Source organism: Streptococcus sp. 596553, assembly GCF_900411395.1.
Classification (GTDB): domain Bacteria; phylum Bacillota; class Bacilli; order Lactobacillales; family Streptococcaceae; genus Streptococcus; species Streptococcus mitis_BA.
In genome coordinates this window covers 44,851-71,035 of record NZ_OXCQ01000009.1, presented here as the reverse complement: position 1 = coordinate 71,035, position 26,185 = coordinate 44,851, and the positions used below count along the sequence as shown (strand labels likewise).

The 26,185-nt window shown below is 40.6% G+C and carries 19 protein-coding genes; 16 read left to right on the top strand and 3 right to left on the bottom strand.

Features of this window, described 5'->3' with window-relative positions:
• Nucleotides 1-17 precede the first annotated feature (17 nt).
• Entirely contained in the window at nucleotides 18-980 is a 963-nt protein-coding gene (locus DSY56_RS08915; protein ID WP_112445168.1) for an asparaginase, read from the bottom strand.
• Between the two features lie 65 nt (nucleotides 981-1,045).
• On the opposite strand from DSY56_RS08915, the gene DSY56_RS08910 reads away from it, so the two are divergent.
• Nucleotides 1,046-2,437, top strand: a complete 1,392-nt coding sequence (locus DSY56_RS08910; RefSeq protein WP_112445166.1) for a Cof-type HAD-IIB family hydrolase — start codon at nucleotides 1,046-1,048, stop codon at nucleotides 2,435-2,437.
• Between the two features lie 146 nt (nucleotides 2,438-2,583).
• On the opposite strand, the gene DSY56_RS08905 is transcribed toward DSY56_RS08910, so the two are convergent.
• Entirely contained in the window at nucleotides 2,584-3,036 is a 453-nt protein-coding gene (locus DSY56_RS08905) for a universal stress protein (protein WP_000079152.1), read from the bottom strand.
• Nucleotides 3,037-3,198: 162 nt separating this feature from the next.
• On the opposite strand from DSY56_RS08905, the gene DSY56_RS08900 reads away from it, so the two are divergent.
• The 4 genes from DSY56_RS08900 (at nucleotide 3,199) to DSY56_RS08885 (ending at nucleotide 7,262) form a co-directional block, all read left to right on the top strand.
• The gene (locus DSY56_RS08900; RefSeq protein WP_200832425.1) at nucleotides 3,199-3,501 is read left to right on the top strand and encodes a hypothetical protein; all 303 of its coding nucleotides are present in this window, start codon (nucleotides 3,199-3,201) and stop codon (nucleotides 3,499-3,501) included.
• Between the two features lie 155 nt (nucleotides 3,502-3,656).
• Entirely contained in the window at nucleotides 3,657-4,871 is a 1,215-nt protein-coding gene (locus DSY56_RS08895) for a pyridoxal phosphate-dependent aminotransferase (RefSeq protein ID WP_000666455.1), read from the top strand.
• 154 nt (nucleotides 4,872-5,025) lie between these two features.
• Complete coding sequence (gene rpmH / locus DSY56_RS08890; RefSeq protein WP_000831905.1) at nucleotides 5,026-5,160, top strand: 50S ribosomal protein L34; 135 nt, start codon at nucleotides 5,026-5,028, stop codon at nucleotides 5,158-5,160.
• A gap of 137 nt (nucleotides 5,161-5,297) precedes the next feature.
• The gene (locus DSY56_RS08885) at nucleotides 5,298-7,262 is read left to right on the top strand and encodes a peptide ABC transporter substrate-binding protein (RefSeq protein WP_112445162.1); all 1,965 of its coding nucleotides are present in this window, start codon (nucleotides 5,298-5,300) and stop codon (nucleotides 7,260-7,262) included.
• A 54-nt stretch (nucleotides 7,263-7,316) separates the two neighbouring features.
• On the opposite strand, the gene DSY56_RS12465 is transcribed toward DSY56_RS08885, so the two are convergent.
• Entirely contained in the window at nucleotides 7,317-7,475 is a 159-nt protein-coding gene (locus DSY56_RS12465; RefSeq protein ID WP_234990571.1) for a hypothetical protein, read from the bottom strand.
• A 397-nt stretch (nucleotides 7,476-7,872) separates the two neighbouring features.
• On the opposite strand from DSY56_RS12465, the gene DSY56_RS08875 reads away from it, so the two are divergent.
• From DSY56_RS08875 to DSY56_RS08820, 11 genes are all read left to right on the top strand, one after another.
• Nucleotides 7,873-16,935 carry a DUF1542 domain-containing protein gene (locus DSY56_RS08875; RefSeq protein ID WP_112445160.1) on the top strand — a complete coding sequence of 3,021 codons (9,063 nt, stop codon included), beginning with the start codon at nucleotides 7,873-7,875 and terminating at the stop codon, nucleotides 16,933-16,935.
• Between the two features lie 409 nt (nucleotides 16,936-17,344).
• The gene (locus DSY56_RS08865; RefSeq protein ID WP_112445158.1) at nucleotides 17,345-18,118 is read left to right on the top strand and encodes a TatD family hydrolase; all 774 of its coding nucleotides are present in this window, start codon (nucleotides 17,345-17,347) and stop codon (nucleotides 18,116-18,118) included.
• Nucleotides 18,118-18,678 carry a ribonuclease M5 gene (gene rnmV, locus DSY56_RS08860; protein ID WP_112445156.1) on the top strand — a complete coding sequence of 187 codons (561 nt, stop codon included), beginning with the start codon at nucleotides 18,118-18,120 and terminating at the stop codon, nucleotides 18,676-18,678. Before DSY56_RS08865 ends, rnmV begins: the two co-directional genes overlap by 1 nt.
• 71 nt (nucleotides 18,679-18,749) lie before the next feature.
• Nucleotides 18,750-19,661 (top strand): helix-turn-helix domain-containing protein, encoded by a 912-nt coding sequence (locus DSY56_RS08855; protein ID WP_112445154.1) that lies wholly within the window; start codon nucleotides 18,750-18,752, stop codon nucleotides 19,659-19,661.
• Nucleotides 19,662-19,929: 268 nt separating this feature from the next.
• A complete protein-coding gene (locus tag DSY56_RS08850; RefSeq protein WP_200832423.1) occupies nucleotides 19,930-21,960 on the top strand; it encodes a bacteriocin-associated integral membrane family protein in 2,031 nt (676 codons plus the stop codon).
• A 1-nt stretch (nucleotide 21,961) separates the two neighbouring features.
• On the top strand, nucleotides 21,962-22,603 hold the full coding sequence (locus DSY56_RS08845; protein ID WP_000565529.1) for an ABC transporter ATP-binding protein: 642 nt from the start codon (nucleotides 21,962-21,964) through the stop codon (nucleotides 22,601-22,603).
• Nucleotides 22,596-22,889, top strand: coding sequence for a hypothetical protein (locus tag DSY56_RS08840; protein WP_000333262.1), 294 nt, complete (start codon nucleotides 22,596-22,598; stop codon nucleotides 22,887-22,889). The genes DSY56_RS08845 and DSY56_RS08840 overlap by 8 nt, the downstream gene beginning before the upstream one ends.
• 250 nt (nucleotides 22,890-23,139) lie before the next feature.
• On the top strand, nucleotides 23,140-24,012 hold the full coding sequence (rsmA, locus tag DSY56_RS08835) for a 16S rRNA (adenine(1518)-N(6)/adenine(1519)-N(6))-dimethyltransferase RsmA (RefSeq protein ID WP_112445150.1): 873 nt from the start codon (nucleotides 23,140-23,142) through the stop codon (nucleotides 24,010-24,012).
• Between the two features lies 1 nt (nucleotide 24,013).
• Nucleotides 24,014-24,892, top strand: coding sequence for a ribosome small subunit-dependent GTPase A (rsgA, locus tag DSY56_RS08830; protein WP_112445148.1), 879 nt, complete (start codon nucleotides 24,014-24,016; stop codon nucleotides 24,890-24,892).
• A gap of 10 nt (nucleotides 24,893-24,902) precedes the next feature.
• The gene (gene rpe, locus DSY56_RS08825) at nucleotides 24,903-25,559 is read left to right on the top strand and encodes a ribulose-phosphate 3-epimerase (RefSeq protein WP_112445146.1); all 657 of its coding nucleotides are present in this window, start codon (nucleotides 24,903-24,905) and stop codon (nucleotides 25,557-25,559) included.
• Nucleotides 25,522-26,184: a thiamine diphosphokinase gene (locus DSY56_RS08820; protein WP_112445144.1), complete on the top strand. Its 663-nt coding sequence runs from the start codon at nucleotides 25,522-25,524 to the stop codon at nucleotides 26,182-26,184. The genes rpe and DSY56_RS08820 overlap by 38 nt, the downstream gene beginning before the upstream one ends.
• The last annotated feature ends 1 nt before the right edge of the window (nucleotide 26,185 follow it).

Below are 26,185 nucleotides of genomic sequence, written 5' to 3'. Positions count from 1 at the left end.
GAGATTTTCGAAGAGTATTAGCCTTCCATATAGTCTTTCAAATCCTGCCCTGTTAGTCCGGCATTGAGGGCAATGAGGAGTTTCAAGCGGGCTTTTTGGGCGTTGAGTTCTTTGACAAAGAAGACACCTGCTTTTTGCAACTGTACGCCCCCACCCTGGTAGGCATAGACAGGTTCTGCGATACCGTTAAAGCATCGGGAAACCAGGGCGACTGGGATTCCTTTTTGCAGAAGGCTTTCTAATTTTTGAGCCGTTTCTTTAGGAATATTACCAGCTCCGAAGGCTTGGATAATCAAACCGTCCAATTGTTCCAAATCAAGCATATCAATCAGCTCATCTGTCATACCAGCATAAGCAGAGATGATAGGGACTAATCCTTGTATGTGATCAAGGTCAAAGCGAACACGAGGTTCAGCTGTTTTAAAGTAGAGGATTTCCTGTTTCATGATCAGACCAAGTGGCCCGTGTGTTGGAGTCTGGAAGGTGCTGACGTTGGTTGTATGTGTTTTAGTAACATACTTGGCTGCGTGGATTTCATCGTTCATAACGACCAAAACTCCTTTATCAGCAGCCCTGTCATCGCTGGCCACTCGTAGAGCACTCAGATAATTATAAACACCGTCACTACCGAGTTCGTTAGAGCTGCGCATGGCACCTGTTAGAACGATAGGCATATGGGGAACTTCCATGGTGTCAAGGAAATAGGCTGTTTCTTCCAAAGTGTCGGTTCCGTGTGTGATTACCACCCCATCGTAGTTAGCAGCTTCCTCTTTGATTTTTTGGTAGAGGGCCAACATATGCTTAGGTTTGATATGAGGGCTTGGCAGGTTAAAAAAGTCTAGGGCATGGACTTGGATTCCGTTGAGGGGATTGGACACATGGTTCATGGGATTATCTGAACTCGTTACAACAGCGCCAGAGGCATCGGCCTGCATGGAAATAGTCCCTCCCGTATGTAAAACAAGGATTTTCTTAGGCATGATTTACTCACTCTTTCTGAAATGTGGTATAATCATTGTATCACAAAAGGGGAGATTGGGATAGGATGGAAGTCAAAGCTGTTTTTTTTGATATCGATGGAACCTTGGTCAACGATCGCAAGAGTGTTTTGAAATCCACTAAGGACGCGATTAAGATTGTCAAAGAACAAGGGGTGTTGGTTGGTGTAGCGACAGGGCGAGGACCTTTTTTTGTTAAGGAATTGATGGACGATTTGGATTTGGACTTTGCGGTAACCTATAATGGCCAGTATATCTTTACTAAAGACAGAGTCTTGTTCACGAGCCCAATTTCCAAGTTACATTTGCGCCAGCTCATTACGTATGCTAAAAAAGAGGGCAAGGAGATTGCATTAGGGACCAAGGATGCCATGTTGGGTTCCAAAATCATGTCCTTTGGTTTGGGTTCTTTTTCCCAACGAATCAGTCGCTTCGTTCCCTCTGTTTTAACTCGGACAGTGAGTCATTCCTTTAATCGTATGGTCAGCAAGGTTGTTCCCCAAAAGGAAGAAGACCTGCTTCATCTGATGAATCAGCCTATCTACCAAGTTTTGATGCTGATGACACCGGAAGAATCTGAGAAGGCTGCAGCTGATTTTGAAGACTTGAAATTGACACGTAGCAATCCTTTTGCAGCGGATGTCATCAATCAAGGAAACTCTAAATTGGAAGGTATTCGACGAGTTGGGAAAGAATATGGTTTTGACCTCAACCAAGTGATGGCCTTTGGTGATTCGGATAACGACCTTGAAATGCTGGCTGGTGTCGGTATGTCGGTCGCTATGGGAAATGGTAGTAGCAGTGTCAAGGAAGTTGCCAAGCACATTACCACCAGCAATCAGCAAGACGGAATCCATAAGGCCCTAGAACATTTTGGTGTTTTAGCTTCAGAAAAAGTCTTTGTCAGCCGTGACTATCATTTCAATAAGGTCAAGACCTTCCACCACATGATGGATGAACGAACCCAAGAAGAACCTCGAGCTTGGGATTTAGAAGGTGCAACCCATAGGGCTGGCTTTAAAATAGAAGAATTGGTGGAGTTTGTTCGAGCTGCCAGCCCTTCTGAAGAGGACTTTGGTCAAGCTCTATCGCAACTTCATCAGGCCCTTGATAAGGCAGCAGATAAGGTAGCACAGAAGACGCCTGCTCAGCAAGATTTGGTAGGGCAAGTGGATGCCTTGATTGACACACTTTACTTTACCTACGGTAGTTTTGTCTTGATGGGAGTGGACCCAGAACGTATTTTTGACATTGTCCATCAGGCTAATATGGGGAAAATTTTCCCTGACGGCAAGGCTCATTTTGATCCAGTGACTCACAAAATCTTAAAACCAGATGATTGGGAAGAAAAATATGCTCCAGAACCTGCTATTAAAAAGGAACTGAAGCGCCAGCTCAAGGCTTACGAACGCCATAAAGAGAGAAATAATACTCAATGAAAATCAAAGAGCAAACTAGGAAACTAGCCGCAGGCTGCTCAAAGCACTGCTTTGAGGTTGCAGATAGAAGCTGACGTGGTTTGAAGAGATTTTCGAAGAGTATAAATAGTAAACAAAAAGGAGCGCTGAGCTCCTTTTCTTCGTGATTATAAGGTTTTTTCTTGTTCTCTCACAACCAGCAAATCGACCTTAGCATGGCGGAGGATGTATTCAGATGAAGAACCGACCAAGAGGCGCTCAAAGGCGTTGAGACCGGTTGCGCCAACGAGGATGAGATCGACTTCCTCAGCATCTGGAATAGTACGTGCCAAGAGAGTCTTTGGATTTCCCATTTCAATAACGATGTGAACATCTGTCACACCAGCATCTTTAGCACGTTTTTCGTACTCTTTCATCAGACTTTCAGCGTCGACTTGGAGTTCTTCATAAACTTCAGCATCAAAGGTGGATACGCTTTGGAGAGCGCGTGTGTCAATGACATGAGCGATGGTGAGTTTAGCATCGTTTCGTAGAGCAGAATGAACTCCCTTGACAAAAGCCAAGTCCGCTTCCTTAGAACCATCGATTGCGACCATAATATTTTGGTAACGTTGTGCCATAATGAAACCTCCTGAAATTTTCTTACTATAATTGTAAACCTTTTCACTATAGAAGTAAAGCAAAAAAAGTATTTTTTCAAAAGAATGTTAGCGTTTAAAATCTATATAAATATATGATAAAATAAAAGAAAGGATAGCAGGAAAGAAGTGAAGGGAGGGAGAATGATGAAAAACTCTTTTCAAGAATCAAAAAAATCAAATTTCCTTTATTATGGAATCATCCTAGCCTCTGTCTTGGTAGAAGTGATTATGATCTGGCAATTAGAGAGTCTGGTACCGCTTCTCTATCCAGGTTTTGTTGGCTTTTTAGTCTTTCACCTAATCTATCATCTGATATTATTCCTAGTTGCTAAAAGAAGTGGTCGCTGGGATTACTTGATGATGTGGGGGCTTTTCCTCATGTTCAATCTTCTCTATGACTCCTTTTTAGGCTTGCTTTTTCTAGGTTTATCTTTTGGTATGTGATGTTTTTTGGCAAAACACCTGCTATCTCCACTGTCTCGACCTCGCTTTTAGCGAGGTTTTTCTTCTATCCGAATCTAGTAACACATTCCAGTAAACTTGTCCCATTCTCTTTCTAGTGGTATAATGTTACTATCCTGATGAATTGAGGAAACAAGATGAAAGAATATAACAAGTCTAGTAAGTTAGAGCATGTTGCTTATGATATCCGTGGTCCTGTTTTGGAAGAAGCCATGCGGATGCGAGCAAACGGAGAAAAGATTTTACGCTTGAATACAGGAAATCCAGCAGAATTTGGCTTTACAGCGCCAGATGAGGTCATTCATGACTTGATTATGAATGCGCGTGATAGTGAAGGGTATTCTGATTCCAAAGGGATTTTCTCAGCCCGTAAGGCCATCATGCAGTATTGTCAGTTGAAGAAATTCCCCAATGTCGATATTGATGATATTTACCTTGGAAATGGTGTCAGTGAGTTGATTGTTATGTCCATGCAGGGGCTTTTGGACAATGGAGATGAGGTTTTGGTGCCTATGCCAGATTATCCTCTCTGGACAGCTGCTGTCAGCCTAGCTGGAGGAAATGCCGTTCATTATATCTGTGATGAAGCTGCAGAATGGTACCCAGATATTGACGATATTAAGTCAAAAATCACCTCCAATACCAAGGCAATCGTCCTTATCAATCCAAACAACCCAACTGGAGCCCTTTATCCTAAGGAACTCTTATTAGAAATCATTGAGATTGCCCGTCAGAATGATTTGATCATCTTTGCGGATGAAATTTACGACCGCATGGTCATGGATGGACATGTGCATACGCCTGTGGCTAGCTTGGCACCTGATGTCTTCTGTGTCAGCATGAATGGTCTATCAAAATCCCACCGTATCGCTGGTTTCCGTGTGGGTTGGATGGTCTTGTCTGGTCCTAAGACTCATGTCAAGGGCTATATCGAAGGGCTCAATATGCTATCCAATATGCGCCTTTGCTCTAACGTTTTGGCCCAACAAGTCGTACAAACTTCCTTGGGTGGCCACCAATCAGTTGATGAATTGCTCCTTCCTGGTGGACGAATTTACGAGCAAAGAAATTTCATTTACAATGCCATTCAAGATATTCCAGGTTTGTCTGCGGTTAAACCTAAGGCTGGACTCTATATCTTCCCTAAAATCGACCGCAATATGTACCGTATCGATGATGATGAGCAGTTTGTCCTTGATTTCTTGAAACAGGAAAAGGTTCTCTTGGTTCATGGCCGCGGGTTCAATTGGCAGGAACCAGACCACTTCCGTATTGTTTACCTTCCTCGTGTCGATGAACTGGCCCAAATTCAAGAAAAGATGACTCGTTTCTTGAAACAGTATCGTAGATAGGGCTTACATTCGAAAAAGCGCTAAAAAGCAGGAAACATTTGCCTAGAGCTATTGACAAAAGTGAAAGAATCAGATAGAATAGTAAAGTATGTTTAGTAACTGATCACTTTATAGCCGGCTAAACGAATACAAAATCTATGAGGAGGTATTCATCGTGAAACGTACTTATCAACCAAGTAAACTTCGTCGTGCGCGCAAACACGGATTCCGTAACCGTATGTCAACTAAAAACGGTCGTCGCGTATTGGCAGCTCGTCGTCGTAAAGGACGCAAAGTTTTGGCTGCATAATCCAAACGAACCATAACAAAAATCAGTAGGAACTCGAGTCTACTGATTTTTATTTTTGTAAAAAAGTTCAAAAGGCTTTATATTTTTGCTGGAATAGTGTATAATATTTCACATACTGTAAAAAATGGAGAATAATCATGAAGAAATCAAAAGTTATGCTTTTTGGAGCTATGGCTTTGACAGCAGGTCTAGCTCTAGCGGCATGTGGGTCTTCCCAATCAAGTAATGCAGATAAGACTTACTCTTATATCTTTGTCAATAACCCAGATACCTTGGACTACATTACTTCAACACGTGGTTCCACTTCTAGTATTACGACCAACTTGATTGATGGCTTGTTAGAAAATGATAAGTACGGTAATCTCATTCCGTCTATGGCTGAGTCATGGACGGTGTCAAAAGATGGTTTGACTTACACTTATAAAATCCGTCAGGGGGCGAAATGGTACACTTCAGAGGGCGAAGAGTATGCGGATGTAACGGCTCATGACTTTGTGACAGGTCTCAAGTATGCGGCTGATAAAAAGGCTGAAAACTTGTACTTGGTCCAAGACTCTATCAAGGGCCTCGCAGACTACGTTGAGGGGGAAACATCTGACTTTGAGACTGTTGGAGTTAAAGCAGTGGATGACTATACTCTTCAATATACTCTGAATAAACCAGAATCTTACTGGAATTCTAAGACTACTGGGGGCATTTTGAGTCCTGTAAATGAAGCTTTTTTGAAATCTAAGGGAGATGACTTTGGAAGTGTAACACCATCCAGTATCTTGTCAAATGGTCCTTACTTGTTTAAATCTTTCTCATCAAAATCTTTGATTGAATTTGATAAAAATCCTAATTACTGGGATAAGGACAATGTGAAAATTGAGAAAGTGAAACTCTCTTTCTTTGACGGTTCTGATCAAGATAGTTTAGCGAGAGGATTTTTGGAAGGGAACTACTCGGACGGTCGTATCTTCCCGACAAGTTCAGTCTTTGCTGAACTCAAGAAGGGAAACGAGGACAAGATTACCTATACACCACAAAACTCAGTTACTTTCTACTATCTTTTTAACGTTAATCGTCAAAGCTACAAGCAGACCATGAAACAGTCTGATAAGGAAAAGACAGATTCACTTGCGGCCATGCAAAATAAGGATTTCCGTCAGGCTGTCAACTTTGCCTTTGACCGTCATGCTTATGCAGCGCAGACAAATGGTGAAGATGGAGCAGACCGTATCTTGCGTAACACGCTTATCCCAAGTGATTTTGTCCAAATCGGTGGTAAAAACTTTGGAGATGTTGTCAATGAAAAGATTATTAACTATGGTACAGAGTGGTCGAATATCAATTTGAATGATGCGCAACCTGCCTTTTTGAATGCTGAAAAAGCCAAGGCAGCATTTGCTAAAGCTAAAGAAACCTTGCAAGCAGAAGGCGTGACCTTCCCAATTCATTTGGATATGCCGGTTGACCAGACGGCCAAGTTAGATGTGCAACAAGCAAGTTCCTTTAAGCAGACAGTGGAAGAAACCCTTGGGGCGGACAACGTTGTGATTGACGTGATTCAACTTTCTCCAGACGAGAAGGATCAAGCTACATTCTTTGCAGATACAGCTGAACAAAAGGACTATGACATTGATATTTCAGGTTGGAGCGGAGATTACTCAGATCCGAAAACTTATCTTGATCTCTTGGATCCAGAATCAGGTTCTCAGCTTAACAATATTGGTTTGACTGCTGGAAAAGATAATGAAGTAAAAGAAAAAATTGGACTTTCTGCTTACAAAAAGTTACTAGATGAAGCAGATAGCGAAGTTGAAAATACTCAGGCTCGTTATGAAAAATTTGCTGAAGTCCAAGCTTGGTTGACTGACAGCGCCCTCTTCCTACCGGTTCAAAGTGGTGGAGCTAACCCAATCTTCCGTAAGACTGTACCGTTCACAGGAGCTTTCTCTTTCGTTGGTCATAAGGGAGATGCTGATAACTACAAATATGTTGAACTGCAAAAAGAGGCAGTAACTGCGAAACAGTACCAAGAACTCTATGACAAATGGCTAAAAGAAAAAGCTGAGTCAAATAAAAAAGCTCAGGAAGATTTAGCTAATCATATTCAATAACATTGCTAGTCATGCTTTTTAGTTAATACTCTTCGAAAATCTCTTCAAACCACGTCAGCGTCGCCTTGCCGTAGGTATGTTACTGACTTCGTCAGTTCTATCTGCAACCTCAAAACAGTGTTTTGAGCTGACTTCGTCAGTTTCATCTACGACCTCAAAGCAGTGCTTTGAGCAGCCTGCGGCTAGCTTCCTAGTTTGCTCTTTGATTTTCATTGAGTATAAGCCTAGTGACTATATTCAGAGAAAAACCTTACCAGACAATTTTGGTTCTGGTAGGGTTTTTTCGTTATTTTTTACTTTTGATGAAGTAAGTGGAGGTGGATAGGGCTTCAGATACCTAGAATGACTTATTTTATGTTTTTGAATGAGAATCGATTAAAATTTATAAATCTGTATAAATGTTTAGTGAGTAAATGATAGCAAATAGGGTAAATTTCTATATATTTTAATTAAAGTAAAAATTAGGCTAAAAGTGGACGGGGGGGGGATTTTATGCTATAATGTACGTATATTCTTATCACCTAAAGTAGATATATTATAATAAAATTGTATTATATTGTATTGGCTTTTTGAATAAGAAGAAATAAAAATAAAAAATGGAGATCAAAGAATGAAGTATAAGAGAACGCAGAAACGCTCCAAGCAAATGTGGCAGCGTGTGGAAAAATTTTCGATTAGAAAGTTTAGCTTTGGAGCAGCGTCGTGTTTGATAGGGGCATCTTTAGTTGGGGTGGCTATAAATCCGAACATTGTAGATGCGGCTTTGTATTATTCAAGAGATACACAAGATGGAAACGTCACGACTTTATATACAAATGTAGGAGATACTCCTTTTGAAGCGACTGGAAGTGGAGTTCATGAAACTGTCAATGTAGATAAAGAAATTGATATAAATGTGGATTGGTCACAATATAGCAAAACAAATCCTTATGTAACAGTAACTTATAAATATAACGGTGGTTTTGAAGGTGTTAACAACCACGATGTACACTACGGAGGAGGCCGTCCTGATTTTTGGTTTACAACGCCAATTGGTTTGAGTGAGCCAGTAGAGATTCAATTAAAAACGACTAGTACAAATAGGGTCATGACTAGTTGGAAACAAGATTCTCCTTGGGTTTCTGTTTCTAATAAGGTAGCATCTCGTTATCAAAATAAGCAAGATGCCCAAGGCATGGGAGCTGGACAGACTGATAAATGGGAACGATATAATGATGTCACTGGAGAGGAGGATAGTTCAGGTGTCATTTATCGCGATACTTTTGATAGTATGTTTGAGCATAGAGTAGGGACACCTGTAGAAGGAACACCGACCGATCAGGGGATTTTTGATGCTTTCAAACGAAATACAAAGAGTATTTATTCTGACTGGGAAAGAGCGACTAATCAGTTTGCTACGATGGTTGTAAAGTATCGAGTGATAGACCCTACTTTGAAAAATGATCGATATACATTAGATTTTGGAGCTGGGGTTAGAATTGGACACTTAGGTTCAGAACGTCAACGTTTTAAAGTATTGACAGTGACAGTTCCAGTACTATATCAAGACAAAGAATTATTTGAACCTAAACTTCCTAAACGTATAGGGGTAGAGAACGAAAAGAAATTATCAGATAAAGAAAAAGCTGAACTGAAAAATAAAATTTGGGAAGCAAACCAAGACACTAAAAGTGAGGCTATTCCAGAGAACTCTCATAATAAATTCATAGAAAATGTAAAAAAAGGTGAGGATGCTAATGCAACAGCGGATAGTAGTATTAGTATTTCGGATGATGGTACAGCGACAATTACATACCTAGATGGGTCAAAAGATGTTATCCCAGGCACATCCCTTGTTTATGAGAAATCAGATCCAAATACGACAGGAGTAGCAGGACCGGAAGATTATAAATATCAGTATAATCCATATGAGGTGGATAATTATGACAGTTTAACATCTGAAGATATTAAAAATGCCCGCAAAAGGTTTTATGACACAAATGGGATGAGTCATGTTGAAGAAAATGGGGAATGGAAGATTACAGCTGTCGGAGAAGCAAATACATCACAGGATTTTGTGGGAAAAAACATTCAAATTAATCAACAAGATGGTAAAGGGTATTTGTATGTAGATGATTTTCCGAATGGTGGATTGGTCATACCTAAAAATCATCTATTTAAACAAAAAGCTACAAAAACTTTCAGCGCTGATGAAGCAATCAAAAAAGGCGAGAAAGCGATTGATAATCTAACTTATCTATCAGAAAAGGAAAAAGAATATTTCAAAAATCAGTTGAATGGAAAAACAACTCAAGAAGCTATTAATAGTGTTGTGGATACAGCTATTGCTAGAAATTCAAAGAATGAATCTGGGCTTGAATCTAAAAAGCGTGAAATAAAAGAAAAAATCAATGGATTAAAATATCTAACAGAAACTGAGAAGAAAGCATTCCGTAAACAAATAGATGATCAAATTATCGCTGATCCAAATGATGGAGATGGTACGGAGAATAAAGCTTTAGACTATACTAAAGGATTGTTAGATAAAATTTTAACAGAAGCTGAAAAGACTAATCTAACAGAAGCTAAAACAACAGCAAGTTCTCAAATTGAAAATATTAAAGATAGTTTGAAAAATCCAACAGCTGATGACTATAAAAAGCGAATTGAAGATGCTAAAACTATTACGGATATAGAAAAGATTCTAGAAGAGGCCGAGAAACAAAAGGCTACCAATGAATCCCAAAAAGCTAAAGATGTAGCTGATAAACTAAAAGACGAATATAAGAAAAAAATAGATCAAATTCCTGGTTTGTCAGATGCTGATAGAGAGAAATATAAAATAGCGATTGATAGTGCAACTTCAAAAGGTCAATTGGACAATATTATCAAAGATGCAGAATCGAAAGCAACAAGGGATGAGGCGATAAAGGCTATTAATAATTTACCTCATTTAAATAAAGCTCAAAAAGCTAGTCTAACAGAGTTGGTAACTAATGCGAGAGATAAAGATGAAATTGAAGTGATTGTAACAGCAGCTCAAGGCTTGGATAATCGGATGGACATTTTACAACGATTAGTGAAGAAAGCGACTGATGAAATTGCTCCAGGGGATGCATACAAAAATGCGGAGCAGGATAAGAAAATAGCATTTGATAAAGCAAAAGAAAAAGCTTCAAAAATAGCGGATTTAAATGCTAGTGAGGATGAAGATGCAGCCGATACGTCACAAGTAGCGAAAATGATTGATGACTTAGCAAAAGCAATCAAAGATTTGACGGGACAAGATGCAGCTATTCCTGTATCTAAAGATGATTTAAAATCTGAAATTGATAAATCGGGGATGATCAAAGCGTCACCAGCTTACGTTAAAGAAACAGATGAGGCTAAGAAGCGAGCGTATGATGAAGCGTTAACTAAAGCACAAGAGGTGTTTGGAAATAAAGATGCTACACAAAAAGATGTGGATGATGCTTTAGCGAGGTTGCAACAAGCTAGATTCGCTTTATCAGGTAAAGCAGAAGACTTCACTTTAGCAGTGAAAGATGGAGCAGCAAAAATATCTGTTGTACCTAAAGTAGGAGAAAGCTTAACAGAACAAGCCGATAAAGATGCAGTAAAAGCTAAAGTAACAGCAAACGGTAACGATTTAGATGATACTTATTCTGTAGAATATGGAGCTATTGCAGAAAAAGGCGATAAGAAAGTAGTACCAGTAACAGTCACTCACGATGGTATTACAAGAACAGTTGATGTACCAGTAGAAGGAACTGATGCTGCGAAATCTCCACTAAATGATCCAGAAAAAGTAAAAGTTAATAATGTTGCTAATTTATCAGATGATGAAAAAGAAGCAGTAAAAGCAGCAGTTAAGAAAGCAAACACAAACTTAACTGATGATCAAATTTCAGTAGACAATACAGGGAAAGTAACTGTAACGTACTCTGACAAATCACAAAATGAACTTCCTGCCTCTAAGACTGTAGAAGCGAAAACTGAAGCAGAAAAAGCATTAGACAAAGCAAAAGAGCAAGCGAAATCAGACTTAACAGACGCAGCGGACAAAGAAAAAGCAGAAATTGAAGCAGACAAAAACTTAACAGAAGATCAAAAGAAAACTGAAAAAGACAAAGTTGATAAAGTTAAGGAAGAACAAGAAAAAAATATCGATAAAGCGACAACGCCAGAAGATGTAACAAAAGCAACAGACGAAGGTAAGAAAGCAATCGATGCAGTGCACAAAACAGAGTTAGACAAAGCAAAAGAGCAGGCGAAAGCGGACTTAACAGAAGCAGCTAACAAAGAAAAAGCAGAAATTGAAGCAGATAAAAACTTAACAGATCAACAAAAAGCAGATAAGAAAGCAGAAGTAGATAAGGTTAAGAAAGCTCAAGAAGAAAACATTGATAAAACTGGAACAACTGACGAAGTAGCAAAAGCAACAGAAGACGGTAAAAAAGCAATCGATGCAGTGCACAAAACAGAGTTAGATAAAGCTAAAGAAAAAGCGAAAGCAGACTTAACAGAAGCAGCTAACAAAGAAAAAGCAGAAATTGAAGCAGATAAAGGCTTAACAGATCAACAAAAAGCAGATAAGAAAGCAGAAGTAGATAAGGTTAAGAAAGCTCAAGAAGAAAACATTGATAAAACTGGAACAACTGACGAAGTAGCAAAAGCAACAGAAGATGGTAAGAAAGCAATCGATGCAGTACACCAAACAGATGCGGATAAATCAACTCCAACAGTTACAGCAGGAGAAGTACCAGTAAGTGTCGATCCGGCTACAGATAAAAAAGTAGCGGAAGCAGATAAAAAAGCAATTACAGAAGCTGTAGTAGTACCAGAAGGACAACCACAACCAAAAGACAAACAAGTCAAAAATGACGGAGAAATTGTGGAAGGAACAGGAGCGAATACAGGTAAGAAAGTAGTTGTAGTAGAAGTTACATATCCAGATGGATCAAAAGATGAAATCGAAGTACCTGTAAGAAAAGCAACTGATCAGGAAAAAGCAAAAGCTGATCTAACAAAAGCTGCAGATGCTGAAAAAGCTGAAATTGATGAAGACAATGCATTATCTAAAAAAGAAAAAGAAGCATTGAAGAAACAAGTTGATGAACTTAAAGCAAAACACGAAGAAAACATTAATAATGCAACTTCGCCAGAAGATATAGCATCGGCAACAGAAAAAGGTAGACAAGAAATTGCTGCTGTTCATACTCCACAAGATATTACAGAAACAGCTAAGAGAAAGTTAACTCCACCAAAAGAAAAGGTTAAGGTTACAGATATCAATCATTTAACAGATGAAGAGAAAGAATCTGTTAAAAAAGCGATTGTGGCGACTAACCCTCAACTAGAAGAATCTGAAGTCTATGTGAGTGATAAGGGAGATGTAGCTTCTCCTAAAGGTTACTTGGAAGCAGAAAAAGTTGTTGTTCAAGCATTAAACAAACCAGCGACACCAGTCGTAGTAGCTGATCCAAATCATTTAACAAATGATGAAAAGGAAAAAGTGAAAGAAGCTGTAGCTAACGCAAATCCTGGTCTAAGCAAAGATGATATTACAGTCGATGATAAAGGTAATGTAACAACTAAGAATGGCGATAAATTACTTGCAAAAGATGTAGTAACTCCAGCCCTGAAGAAACCAACAACACCAGTTGTAGTTGGAAATCCTAATGCTTTAACAGAAAAAGAAAAAGAGGACATTAAGGATGCTGTCGCAGCTGCAAATCCAGGCTTAAACAAAGGTGATGTTACAGTAAATCCTGATGGCAGTGTAACAACTCCAAAAGGAAATCTACCAAAAGAAGATGTTGTAACGACAGTCTTAAATAAACCGAATAAACTTGTTGAAGTAGAAAATCCAAATAGCTTAACAGTTAAAGAAAAAGAAGCGGTTAAGAAAGCCGTTGTAGCTGCAAATCCAGGTTTAACTGAGGATAAAGTCAAAGTTGACGATCAAGGAAATGTCACAACACCACAAGGTAACTTACCGGCAAAAGATGTTGTAACTTCTACCTTGAAGAAACCAACAAACCCAGTTGAAGTTGTCAACCCATCTAAACTGACAGAACCAGAGAAATCTAAGATTGTAGAAGAGATTATTAAAAATAATCCTGATTTAGCGGATAAAAAAGATAAAATTAAAGTTGATGATCAAGGCAATGTTGAAACACCAAAAGGCAACTTACCAGCAGAGGATGTAGTGACACCAGCCTTGAAAAAACCGACAAATCTTGTCCCTGTTAAAGATGTCCATAACTTAACAGATGCAGAAAAAGACGCTGTTAAGGATGCTGTTGTAGCTGCAAATTCAGGCTTAAACAAGGACGATGTCAAGGTTGATGGTCAAGGCAATGTTGAAACGCCAAGAGGTAATTTACTAGCAGGAGAAGTTGTAACTCCAGCCTTGAAGAAACCTGTCACACCTGTAGAAGTTAAAGATCCTAAAAACTTAACAGAAGCAGAAAAAGACGCTGTTAAGGATGCTGTTGTAGCTGCAAATCCAGGCTTAAACAAGGATGATGTTAAGGTTGATGGTCAAGGTAATGTTGAAACACCACAAGGTAATTTACCAGCAAAAGATATAGTAACACCAGCTTTGAAGAAACCTGTCACACCTGTAGGAGTTAAAGATTCGGATAACTTAACAGACAAAGAAAAAGAAGATGTTAAGAAAGCTATTGTTGAAGCAAATCCAGGCTTAAACAAGGACGATGTCAAGGTTGATGATCAAGGCAATGTTGAGACTCCAAACGGAAATCTACCAAAAGAAGATGTAGTAGTACAAACTGCTAAAGGGCAATCTACAAGTATCTTTAAACCAGAGTTAGACCTACAAACTGCTTTAGTATCCGGAAAAGTAACTGTAGAAAAAGGTAAAGACTTAACTGACGAAGACATCCTAAAACAATTAGCACTAGCTGATGGACTAACAGCGAAAGTTATTTCTAAACCAACTACAACTGAAACAGGAACTAAAGAAGCAGAAGTGGAAGTAACACTAGCGAATGGCACTAAAGTAACTGTAAAAGTACCAGTAGAAGTAGTTGATTCCTTAGGCACAGCTGATAAAGATAATGATCTTGCTAAGGCGAAAGAAGACGCTAAAAAACAAGTAGAAGACGCTGCTAAGAAAAAACTTGATGAAATCAAGAAGGATACGGGCTTAACTGAAGAGCAAAAACAAAAAGCTGAAGAAGCAATCAATAACGCCAAAGAAGATGCTAATAAAGCTATTGACGAAGCATCATCAGCAGGAACAGCTAAGCAAATTGCAGATCAAGCAAAAGAAAATATTGAAAAATATGATCCAAAAGCTGATACAGAAGTTAAGAAACCAGATGTAACAAACCTTGATGAAGAAAAAGCGAAAGCAAAAGCTGAAATACTGGAAGAAGCTCAAAAACGCATTGACGAAATCAAGAACAATAAAGATTTATCAGACGAAGCGAAAGCCAAAGCTATCGAAGAAATCAATAAGGTCAAAGACAAAGCGATTGAAGACATCAACAAAGCTCAATCTAAAGATGAAATCAACGCGGCGAAAGAAGCTGGTATTCATAAGATAAATGAAGTTCAACCAGAGGGCTCTATTGCATCTAAATTCGATCCGAAAGTTCCTGAAAACAAAGTGGAAGTGGAAAATCCAGCAAAACTTTCAGATGAAGAAAGAGAACAAGTTCGTCAAAACATCGAAGGGACTAACACATTCCCAGATGGAACAACAGTAGAAGTAAAATCAGATGGAACAGCTCTTATCACATATAAAGATGGTTCAAGCGATACGATTTCTAAAGATAAATTAGTAGCGCCAGCTAACAAAGAGACAGGAACAATCGCGTCAAGAACCGAGCCGGTTATCCCAGGAAAAACACAAGTAGGAAATACTACGAAGTTAACACCAGAAGAACAGGCTGCGGTTAAAAAAGCGGTTGAGGAAGCGAACAACTTCCCAGCAGGAACTACGGTAGAAGTAAGACCTGATGGAACAGTAGTCATCACCTATCCAGATAAATCTGTAGATACAATTCCAGGGGATAAACTTGTTGAAAAAGGAAGTAAACAAGAAACTCCAAAAGTTCAGACAGATGCAGAGAAGAACCCAGCGCAAGTTCCAGGAAACTTTGTACCTGTTGAAAATACTCACAACTTGACACAGACGGAGCAAGATACTGTAGCAGCTAAGGTCAAAGAAGCAAATCCAGCGGCGACAGATGTTAAGGTATCTAAAGACGGAACAGCGACATTGACATACTCAGATGGTTCAGTAAACACAATTCCAGGAACCAGTCTAGTAGTAGCCAAAGATACTGACAATGAAGCTTCAACACAAGCCGCGCAAAATCCAGCAGTGGTGCCAGCAACTACAGAAGTTGGAAATGCTCATAGCTTAACACCTGAGGAACAAGCCGCAGTAACAGCTAAAGTACAAGCAGCCAACCCAGCGGCGACAGATGTTAAGGTATCTAAAGACGGAACAGCGACATTGACATACTCAGATGGTTCAGTCAATACAATCCCAGGAACCAGTCTAGTAGTTCAAAAAGAAGAAGTTCCAACACAAGAGCAATCAACAATTGCAGAGAAGACAAAAGTAATCATCCCAGCTAACCCTATAAAAGTAGCAGAAGCTACAAGATTAACAGATGAAGAAAAAGAAGCTGTTAAAAAAGCTGTAGTAGATGCAAATGGATTCGGAAGCGATGTTAAAGTTGAAGTAGCTGGAGATGGCACAGCGACAATCGTCTTTAAAGATGGTTCAGCTATTACAATTCCAGGAAATCAATTGGTAGCACAAGATCCAAAAGCACAAGATAGCACTAAACCGACTGCTGAAAAATCAACTGTTAAAGCGCCTGCTCAAAGAGTAGATGTAAAAGATATAACTCATTTAACAGATGAAGAAAAAGAAAAAGTTAAGGTTGCTATTTTACAAGCAAATGGTTCAGCATTAGACGGAGCGACAATCAATGTAGCTGGAGATGGTACAGCAACAATCACATTCCCAGATGGTTCAGTAGTGACGATTCTAGGGAAAGATACAGTTCAACAATCTGCGAAAGGTGAATCTGTAACTCAAGAAGCTACACCAGAGTATAAGCCAGAAACTACACCAGGTGGAGATAATGGAGGCAATACTGGAAGCTCAGATGCTAATGCGAATGCAGGCGGTGGTAGCCAGGCGGGCGGACAGGCTCACACAGGTTCACAAACCCCAGCTCAATCACAAGCTTCTAAGCAATTAGCAAATGCAAAAGAATCAGCTAAAAATGTCATTGAAAAAGCTGCCAAGGACAAGCAGGATGAAATCAAAGGCTCACCGCTTTCTGATAAAGAACAAGCAGAACTTTTAGCAAGAGTGGAAGCAGAAAAACAAGCAGCTCTCAAAGAGATTGAGAATGCGAAAACTGTGGAAGATGTGAAGGAAGCAGAAACGATTGGAGTGCAAGCCATCGCCATGGTTACAGTTCCTAAGAGACCAGTGGCTCCTAATGCTGCTCCTCAGGCAACAAGTGCACCGCAAGCAACTGCAGGAACAATGCAAGATGTTACCTACCAGTCACCTGCTGGCAAACAACTACCTAACACAGGTTCAGCATCAAGTGCAGCACTTGCTAGTCTTGGTTTAGTGGCGGCAACCAGTGGTTTTGCTTTGCTAGGAAGAAAGGCTAGACGTAGAAAATAGGACAGCTAGAAAATTCTATTCTCTACTTAAAGTTAGATTATAAGGGGGATTTGGAGAAGTCATCAATCCTAGTGATGGGTGAGAGAAGAGAGAACCCAAGATAATCACATACTTTATACTCAATGAAAATCAAAGAGCAAACTAGGAAACTAGCCGTAGGCTGTACTTGAGTACGGCAAGGCGACGTTGACACGGTTTGAATTTGATTTTCGAAGAGTATTAGATGAATAGGGATGTTCTATCAATCTAGCCAGTCTCTTCTGTCTCTAACTGTGGAATAGAAGATGGGCAATATCTAGTAGAAAAGCTAGCAGAATAGCTCTCTATTGAAGAGAGGAGGGAAACCGAAAAATTGGGTGCCCCTCCTCTTTTTTGGTATAATAGAAGATAGAAAACGAGGTTAGAAGAGATGATTTTTGATACACATACACACTTGAATGTAGAAGAATTTGCAGGTCGTGAGGCAGAAGAAATTAGCTTGGCTGCTGAGATGGGTGTGACACAGATGAATATTGTTGGTTTTGATGAACCGACGATTGAGCGTGCTTTGGAGTTGGTAGATGAGTATGACCAGCTCTATGCGACTATCGGTTGGCACCCGACAGAAGCAGGGACTTACACAGAGGAAATTGAAGACTACTTGCTTGATAAGCTCAAGCATCCTAAGGTGGTTGCCTTGGGTGAGATTGGTTTAGACTACCACTGGATGACAGCGCCAAAAGAGGTGCAGGAACAGGTTTTTCGCCGTCAGATCCAGTTATCTAAGGACTTGGATTTGCCTTTTGTTGTCCATACCCGTGATGCGCTGGAAGATACCTATGAGATTATCAAGAGTGAGGGCGTTGGTCCTCGTGGTGGCATTATGCATTCTTTCTCAGGAACTCTTGAATGGGCAGAGAAGTTTGTGGAGCTTGGCATGACTATTTCCTTCTCAGGAGTGGTGACTTTTAAGAAAGCAACTGACATCCAAGAAGCAGCTAAAGAGTTACCTTTGGACAAGATTTTGGTGGAAACGGATGCTCCCTACTTGGCTCCTGTTCCTAAACGTGGTCGCGAAAACAAAACAGCCTATACTCGCTATGTAGTGGATTTTATTGCAGATTTGCGTGGCATGATGGCAGAAGAGCTAGCGGCGGTAACAACTGCAAATGCAGAACGAATTTTTGGATTGGACAGCAAGTGATGAAGGAAAAAATTTCTCAAGTCATCGTGGTTGAAGGTCGCGATGATACGGCCAATCTCAAACGCTATTTCGATGTGGAGACCTATGAGACACGAGGTTCTGCCATCAATGATCAGGATCTAGAGCGGATTCAGCGCTTACACCAACGTCATGGAGTCATTGTCTTTACAGACCCAGATTTTAATGGGGAGCGGATTCGGCGCATGATTATGACGGCCATTCCAACAGTTCAGCATGCCTTTCTCAAGCGAGATGAAGCTGTTCCTAAGTCCAAGACCAAGGGGCGTTCTCTGGGAATTGAGCATGCCAGCTATGAAGACCTGAAAACGGCTCTAGCTCAGGTGACAGAACAATTTGAACATGAGAGTCAGTTTGACATCAGTCGTAGCGACTTGATTCGCCTTGGTTTTCTAGCAGGGGCAGACAGCCGTAAGCGACGAGAATATCTAGGAGAGGCTCTCCGAATTGGCTATTCCAACGGCAAGCAACTCCTCAAACGCCTAGAGTTGTTTGGGGTTACTTTGGCAGAAGTGGAAGAAGCTATGAAATCTTATGAGTAGGAAAGATGTAGCCGTTACAATTTTTTAAGTTTCACAGTATTTTTCGAAGCAGGTAGAAGAGGAGGCGTCTGATGTTAATTGGTCAAAAAATTAAAGAGATTCGGATAGAAAAAGGAATTAGTCGTCCAGATTTTTGTGGAGATGAGCAAGAACTGACAGTTCGTCAACTGTCGCGAATTGAAAGTGGAGCTTCGCAACCGGGTTTGCCCAAGTTAGACTATATTGCTCGCCGTTTAGGAGTTCCAGCTTATAGCCTTATGCCGGATTTTTCAGCTCTTCCTCCTGCTTATTTAGAATTGAAATACCAGATTTTACGTGAACCAATCTATGGTAAAGAAGAGGAGTATGATAAGAAAGAAGCGTGTTTGGAAGAGATAGAGGATTTATTTTATGAGCAACTTCCTAATGAGGAAAAAGTATGGTTTGAAGCTACTAGAGCAACGATAGATGTTATTCGAAGCGGACGACCAGAATATGGGGAAACCGTACTGGACGATTATTTTAAAACAATTTATGATAAGGAATTGTTTTTGATAAATGAATTAGAAGTTATCAACTTATATTTTGCTATAGTGCTTACAAAGATAAAACAAGGTCAAAATCAGATTGAAGAAATTAACAGAATTCATTCGTTTTTAGTTCGTTTGACAAATCATGTAGAATTGATTGCACCAGAATATCTGTTTGCTTTAAGTAACACTTTGTTTTCGGGTCTAGCCTGTTTGGATAATTTGTCGTCTTATGATTCACTAGAATCTTATATCTTTAGCCTTAATCATATAATGGAAAAAACACAAGATTTCCAGAAGAAACCAATTATATTGATGTTGGAGTGGAAATTATCTCTAATAATAAAAAATGATTATGTATCTGCCGAACAGTTCTATCAGAAATCGAAGCTATTTGCTGATATAATAGAAAATTCTTATTTAGTTACTATGTTAGAAAAACAATGGCAAGAAGATTTAAAAAAATATTTATAAATATCGTGAAGCAATGACAAAAATGTCCTTGTCCTCATATCAAAACAGTTCTAAAGTTCGTCTTTAGAACTGTTTTTTTAGATATAAGCCAAAAATAATATGAAATAGTTAGATTTTAAGGACATTGATGTCCTTGATAGTTCTTGAAAAAACGGATATAATATATTTGAAGATGTTGCTAGTAGAAAGAATTTAATAAACTTCTTAACATGGCAGTGACTGTGGTCATCTTCTCACTAAGTGACCAAGTAACTTTTTGGAGGAAATGATGAAACGCTTATTTATTTTGATTTCAATGGTATTGGTATCGCTTTATATGGTAATAAATTCCGTTGACCATCGAGAAGAGATTTTATTTGGAAACTATCCCTCTGTTGACGTGATGGGTACTGGGCTAGACCAGCCAGTAGCTGGTCGCGAAGAGGTGACAGAGGCTTTGAGTAACTTGGCAGTAGAGCACAATAGTCTCATCGCCCGTCGGATTGTTGAGCCAAATGAAGCTGGAGAAACACGCTTTACCTATGCCACTTATGGTCAGGGAGAGCTTCCAGAAGGTCTGACCATTTCCTCCAAGGATAGTGCAGAAACGAGTGATTTATTAGGGTCTTACTTGATTGTATCAGGAAGTTTGGATGGAGTGAGTTTACAGACCACCTTGAAAGAGCTTGGTTATCAAGGCTTTGTTTCGAATGGAGAAGATCCATTTTCGATAGTCTTACTATTGACGGCCACCCCTATGGTGCTACTGAGTTTAGCTATTTTTCTGCTGACCTTTATGAGTTTGACCCTGATTTATCGGATCAAATCCCTTCGTCAAGCAGGGATTCGCTTAATCGCTGGTGAGAGCTTGTTTGGGGTGGCTCTCAGACCAGTGTTAGAAGATGTGAGACAGCTTATCTGCTCAGTGCTGGTATCCAGTCTTGTGGGATTGGGGCTTCTCTGGTATCAAGGTGCCTTGTTTATGGCAACGGTGCAACTTGTCATCATTGCTCTTCTACTTTATGGCTTGACCTTGGCAGGGATTTCTACCTTACTAAGTGTCGTCTATCTACTTGGTTTACAGGGAAATAGTCTGGTGGATCTCTTGAAAGGGAAACTCCCTCTCAAACGTATGATGACATTGATGATGATGGGGCAACTCTTGGCCGTGCTGGTGGTCGGTTCGAGTGCAACTACTCTCCTACCTCACTACCGTGAAATGCAGGAGATGGAGAAGGCAAGCGATAAATGGAGCCAGTCCTCAGACCGTTACCGTCTATCCTTTGGTTGGTCTAGTGCATTTGCCGATGAAGAAGGAATGCGTAAGGATAATCGTGAGTGGCAGACATTTACTGAAGAACGGTTAGCCAATACAGACTCTTTTTATATTATGAGCAATGTTGACAATTTCTCAGATGGAGCAGAAGTGGACCTAGATGGCAATCGTCTCAGTGACTACACACCGTCAGGGAATGTTATCTATGTCTCACCGCGCTATCTGATAGAAGAAAAGATTACCGTTTCTTCAGAGTTTATGGATAAGATGCAAAACTTGTCTGAGGGAGAGTTTGGGCTGATCTTGCCTGAGAGCTTGCGAGAGCAGTCTGCCTACTACCAAGGATTATTTACAGATTACCTGCAAAGATTTTCATCTGAAAGTGTAGAAGTGACGAGTCGGAAACACTACCTTCCACAGCTAAGGCTAGATTTTACAGAAACAGGACAGGAACGTTTCCTCTATAATGATGGGTACAAGACAACACGTCAGTACCTAAAAGATCCGATTATTGTAGTTCTAACGCCGCAAGCGACTGGAACAAGACCTGTTGCAGGGATGTTGTGGGGAACTACGGCTAATAGTGCCTTGAAACTAGATCGATATGGAGACAGCATCACCGCTCTAAAAGAGCAAGGTCTGTATCACAAGGTCTCTTACTTGGTAAAAAGCCAGCTATTTTTTGCCAAGGTACTAAATGACAAACGGGTGGAGTTTTACTCTCTCCTTATTGGGACGATTTTGACCCTGTCTACGGCTATCTTGTTATTTGATTCCATGAGTCTTCTCTATTTTGAGCAGTTCAGACGGGAGCTCATGATTAAACGTCTTTCTGGTATGACAATCTATGAGCTTCATGGCAAGTATTTACTGGCGCAAGGAGGAGTTCTCTTACTTGGGCTAATCCTATCTAGTGTTTTGACAGGAGATAGCTTGATTAGCGCTCTAGTTGTAGCTTTGTTTACGCTTAACGCTCTGTTGATTTTAGTAAGGCAGGACAAAAAAGAAGAAGCTGGTAGCATGGCAGTATTGAAAGGAAAATAAGATGATTGATATTCAAGGATTGGAAAAGAAGTTTAATGACCGCGCGATTTTCTCTGGTTTAAACCTCAAGCTGGAGAAGGGCAAGGTCTATGCCTTAATCGGGAAGAGTGGGAGCGGAAAGACGACGCTGCTGAATATCTTAGGAAAGCTAGAAAAGATAGATGGTGGAAGGGTTCTCTATCAGGGGAAAGATTTAAAAACCATTCCCACTCGTGAGTATTTTCGAGACCAGATGGGCTATCTCTTTCAAAATTTTGGCCTTTTAGAAAACCAATCAATCAAAGAGAATTTGGATTTGGGCTTTGTTGGTCAGAAAATCTCAAAAGTAGAACGTTTGGAAAGGCAAGTGGAGGCTTTAGAAAAGGTTAATCTAGGGTATTTGGATTTGGAACAAAAAATTTATACTTTATCTGGGGGAGAGGCACAACGAGTTGCCCTTGCGAAGACTATTTTGAAAAATCCACCCTTGATTTTGGCAGATGAACCAACAGCAGCTCTTGATCCTGAAAATTCAGAGGAGGTTATGAATCTCTTGGTGGGCTTGAAAGATGAAAATCGAATGATCATCATTGCGACTCATAATCCCCTAGTCTGGAATAAGGCCGATGAAATCATTGATATGAGGGAGCTTGCTCATGTGTGAAAAAATCCGTATTCGCAGGGTATCTGATTATCCGAGTGCCAGAGGTGGTTTAGAAGATATTCTCATCATGGAAAATATGACCAATCATCTCCTTTTGGTTCAAATCCGAGTAAATGGCTATTTGCTTGATTTTGCTAGCATTGAAGGGCAAAGGCAAAAGCATTATCGTTTGAAAAATTTACCTCAAACGGTTGAATTGACAGTGGACGATGTGGAGGAGGATGTAGATTTGACCCTACCTGAAAATCGAAGTTATCAAGAAGCTGATTTTTTCGATACTCAATGAAAATCAAAGAGCAAACTAGGAAGCTAGCCGCAGGCTGTACTTGAGTACGGCAAGGTGAAGCTGACGTGGTTTGAAGAGATTTTCGAAGAGTATGAACGGATGTTTCGAGAGAAGCGCTAAGTCCCCTTTTAAAGATTTTCAAGACTATCTTTCTTCATGAGGAAAGATAGTTTTTTGGTATGATTTTCACCCCCAAAATACAAGGGGAATGTGTTACAATAGAAGTAACAGATAATAGAAAAGAGAATAGATGAGAATTGCAGATTACAGCGTGACCAAGGCAGTGCTGGAGCGTCACGGTTTTACCTTTAAAAAGTCCTTCGGGCAAAATTTCCTGACGGATACCAACATCCTTCAAAAAATCGTGGATACGGCTGAGATTGATGACCAGGTCAATGTCATTGAAATCGGGCCAGGGATTGGTGCCTTGACGGAGTTTTTGGCTGAGCGTGCAGCTCAAGTCATGGCCTTTGAGATCGACCACCGTTTGGTACCGATTTTGGCAGATACCTTGCGTGATTTTGACAATGTGACCGTAGTCAACGAGGACATTCTTAAAGTTGATTTGGCGCAACATATCCAGAATTTTAAAAATCCTGACCTGCCAATCAAGGTAGTGGCTAACTTACCCTACTACATCACGACGCCTATTCTCATGCACCTAATCGAGAGTGGGATTCCTTTTAGTGAGTTTGTGGTTATGATGCAGAAAGAAGTGGCGGATCGCATCTCCGCTCAGCCGCATACCAAAGCTTATGGTAGCTTGTCGATTGCGGTGCAGTACTACATGACTGCCAAGGTTGCCTTTATCGTGCCTCGGACTGTCTTTGTGCCAGCGCCAAATGTGGACTCGGCTATCTTGAAAATGGTGCGTCGTCCAGAGCCAGCTGTAGCAGTAGAAGACGAGAACTTCTTCTTTAAGGTTTCCAAGGCAAGTTTCACTCATCGTCGCAAGACCTTATGGAATAACTTGACAGGTTACTTTGGCAAGACTGAGGAAGTCAAGGACAAGCTGACCAAGGCCTTGGACCAAGCAGGTTTGTCACCAAGTGTACGTGGGGAAGCTCTCAGCTTGGAAGAATTTGCCAGCCTAGCAGACGCACTTAAAGGGCAAGGACTCTAAGATGCAGGGACAAATTATTAAAGCCTTGGCAGGCTTCTACTATGTAGAGAGTGATGGTCAGGTCTATCAAACACGGGCGCGTGGGAATTTCCGTAAAAAAGGGCATACCCCTTACGTTGGGGACTGGGTAGATTTCTCTGCCGAGGAAAACTCTGAGGGATATATCCTTAAGATTCATGAACGCAAAAACAGTCTAGTCCGTCCGCCTATTGTTAATATTGATCAAGCTGTAGTAATCATGTCCGTCAAGGAACCTGATTTTAACAGCAATTTGCTGGATCGTTTCTTGGTTCTTTTGGAGCATAAGGGTATTCATCCCATCGTCTATATTTCTAAAATGGATTTGTTGGAAGACGGGGGAGAACTGGATTTTTACCAGCAGACCTATGGTGACATCGGCTATGACTTTGTGACCAGCAAAGAGGAACTCCTGCCTTTATTAACAGGTAAGGTTACAGTTTTTATGGGGCAGACAGGTGTTGGGAAATCAACTCTTCTCAATAAAATCGCACCAGATCTCAATCTTGAAACAGGAGAAATTTCAGACAGTCTGGGTCGCGGGCGCCACACTACTCGAGCAGTTAGTTTTTACAATCTTAATGGGGGTAAAATCGCAGATACACCAGGCTTTTCATCACTGGATTATGAAGTAACAACGGCTGAAGACCTCAATCAGGCCTTCCCAGAGATTGCTACTGTCAGTCGAGACTGTAAATTCCGTACTTGTACCCATACCCATGAGCCGTCTTGTGCGGTCAAGCCAGCAGTGGAAGAAGGTGTTATTGCCAGCTTCCGTTTTGACAACTACCTGCAATTCCTCAGCGAAATTGAAAATCGCAGAGAAACATATAAAAAGGTCAGCAAAAAAATTCCAAAATAAGGAGAAACCTATGTCTCAATACAAGATTGCTCCGTCAATTCTGGCAGCAGATTATGCCAACTTTGAACGTGAAATTAAACGCCTAGAAGCAACTGGGGCAGAGTATGCCCATATCGATATTATGGATGGTCATTTTGTACCGCAAATCAGTTTTGGTGCGGGTGTGGTCGAAGCTCTTCGCCCTCATAGCAAGATGGTTTTCGATTGCCACTTGATGGTGTCAAACCCTGAGCATCATTTAGAGGACTTTGCGCGTGCAGGTGCGGATATTATCAGTATCCATGTGGAAGCAACGCCTCATATTCATGGTGCCCTCCAAAAGATTCGTTCACTCGGAGTTAAGCCTTCAGTCGTTATCAATCCTGGCACACCAGTTGAAGCCATTAAGCATGTGCTTCACCTAGTTGACCAAGTCTTAGTCATGACGGTTAACCCAGGCTTTGGTGGACAAGCCTTTCTACCAGAGACCATGGATAAGGTCTGTGAGTTGGTTGCTCTTCGTAAGGAAAAAGGTTTGAACTTTGAAATCGAAGTGGATGGCGGGATTGATGACCAAACTATTGCCCAAGCTAAAGAAGCTGGTGCGACCATTTTTGTAGCAGGTTCCTATGTCTTTAAGGGAGATGTCAATGAGCGAGTACAAACTCTCAGAAAACAACTGGACTAGGGTTGCAGTTTTTGCAGGCGGAGACCGCGGCCATTATCGGACGGACTTTGATAGTTTTGTCGGTGTGGATCGAGGATCGCTCTGGGTTTTGGAAGAAAATCTACCTCTTGCTCTAGCGGTTGGAGATTTTGATTCTGTGACGGAAGAAGAGCGACAGGTGATTCAAAAACGTGCCCAGCATTTTGTCCAAGCCCGACCAGAAAAAGATGATACAGATTTGGAATTGGCTCTCTTAACCATCTTTGAGCAAAATCCTCAGGCTGAGGTTACTATTTTTGGTGCTTTGGGTGGCCGTATTGATCACATGCTGGCCAATGTTTTTCTTCCTAGCAATCCCAAGTTGGCGCCTTATATGCGCCAGATAGAAATTGAGGATGGGCAAAACTTGATTGCCTATTGTCCAGAAGGGACCAGTCAGCTTGAACCCCGTTCAGACTACGACTATCTAGCCTTTATGCCGGTTCGGGATAGCCAGCTGACTATTCTCGGTGCCAAGTATGAGTTGGCAGAGGAGAATTTTTTCTTTAAAAAAGTGTACGCTTCTAACGAATATATAGATAGGGAAGTTTCGGTGACTTGCCCAGATGGCTATGTAGTTGTCTTGCATAGTAAGGACAGGAGGTAGG

What these genes read in the sequence shown, in the direction of transcription:
- DSY56_RS08910 (WP_112445166.1), top strand. Translation starts at nt 1,046, where the DNA reads ATGGAAGTCAAAGCTGTTTTTTTTGATATCGATGGAACCTTGGTCAAC.
- DSY56_RS08875 (WP_112445160.1), top strand. Translation starts at nt 7,873, where the DNA reads ATGAAGTATAAGAGAACGCAGAAACGCTCCAAGCAAATGTGGCAGCGT.
- DSY56_RS08900 (WP_200832425.1), top strand. Translation starts at nt 3,199, where the DNA reads ATGATGAAAAACTCTTTTCAAGAATCAAAAAAATCAAATTTCCTTTAT.
- DSY56_RS08915 (WP_112445168.1), bottom strand. Translation starts at nt 980, where the DNA reads ATGCCTAAGAAAATCCTTGTTTTACATACGGGAGGGACTATTTCCATG.
- DSY56_RS08885 (WP_112445162.1), top strand. Translation starts at nt 5,298, where the DNA reads ATGAAGAAATCAAAAGTTATGCTTTTTGGAGCTATGGCTTTGACAGCA.
- rpe (WP_112445146.1), top strand. Translation starts at nt 24,903, where the DNA reads ATGTCTCAATACAAGATTGCTCCGTCAATTCTGGCAGCAGATTATGCC.
- DSY56_RS08855 (WP_112445154.1), top strand. Translation starts at nt 18,750, where the DNA reads ATGTTAATTGGTCAAAAAATTAAAGAGATTCGGATAGAAAAAGGAATT.
- DSY56_RS08905 (WP_000079152.1), bottom strand. Translation starts at nt 3,036, where the DNA reads ATGGCACAACGTTACCAAAATATTATGGTCGCAATCGATGGTTCTAAG.
- rsmA (WP_112445150.1), top strand. Translation starts at nt 23,140, where the DNA reads ATGAGAATTGCAGATTACAGCGTGACCAAGGCAGTGCTGGAGCGTCAC.
- DSY56_RS08850 (WP_200832423.1), top strand. Translation starts at nt 19,930, where the DNA reads ATGAAACGCTTATTTATTTTGATTTCAATGGTATTGGTATCGCTTTAT.
- DSY56_RS08845 (WP_000565529.1), top strand. Translation starts at nt 21,962, where the DNA reads ATGATTGATATTCAAGGATTGGAAAAGAAGTTTAATGACCGCGCGATT.
- DSY56_RS08895 (WP_000666455.1), top strand. Translation starts at nt 3,657, where the DNA reads ATGAAAGAATATAACAAGTCTAGTAAGTTAGAGCATGTTGCTTATGAT.
- DSY56_RS08820 (WP_112445144.1), top strand. Translation starts at nt 25,522, where the DNA reads ATGAGCGAGTACAAACTCTCAGAAAACAACTGGACTAGGGTTGCAGTT.
- DSY56_RS08865 (WP_112445158.1), top strand. Translation starts at nt 17,345, where the DNA reads ATGATTTTTGATACACATACACACTTGAATGTAGAAGAATTTGCAGGT.
- DSY56_RS12465 (WP_234990571.1), bottom strand. Translation starts at nt 7,475, where the DNA reads ATGAAAATCAAAGAGCAAACTAGGAAGCTAGCCGCAGGCTGCTCAAAG.
- DSY56_RS08840 (WP_000333262.1), top strand. Translation starts at nt 22,596, where the DNA reads ATGTGTGAAAAAATCCGTATTCGCAGGGTATCTGATTATCCGAGTGCC.
- rsgA (WP_112445148.1), top strand. Translation starts at nt 24,014, where the DNA reads ATGCAGGGACAAATTATTAAAGCCTTGGCAGGCTTCTACTATGTAGAG.
- rnmV (WP_112445156.1), top strand. Translation starts at nt 18,118, where the DNA reads ATGAAGGAAAAAATTTCTCAAGTCATCGTGGTTGAAGGTCGCGATGAT.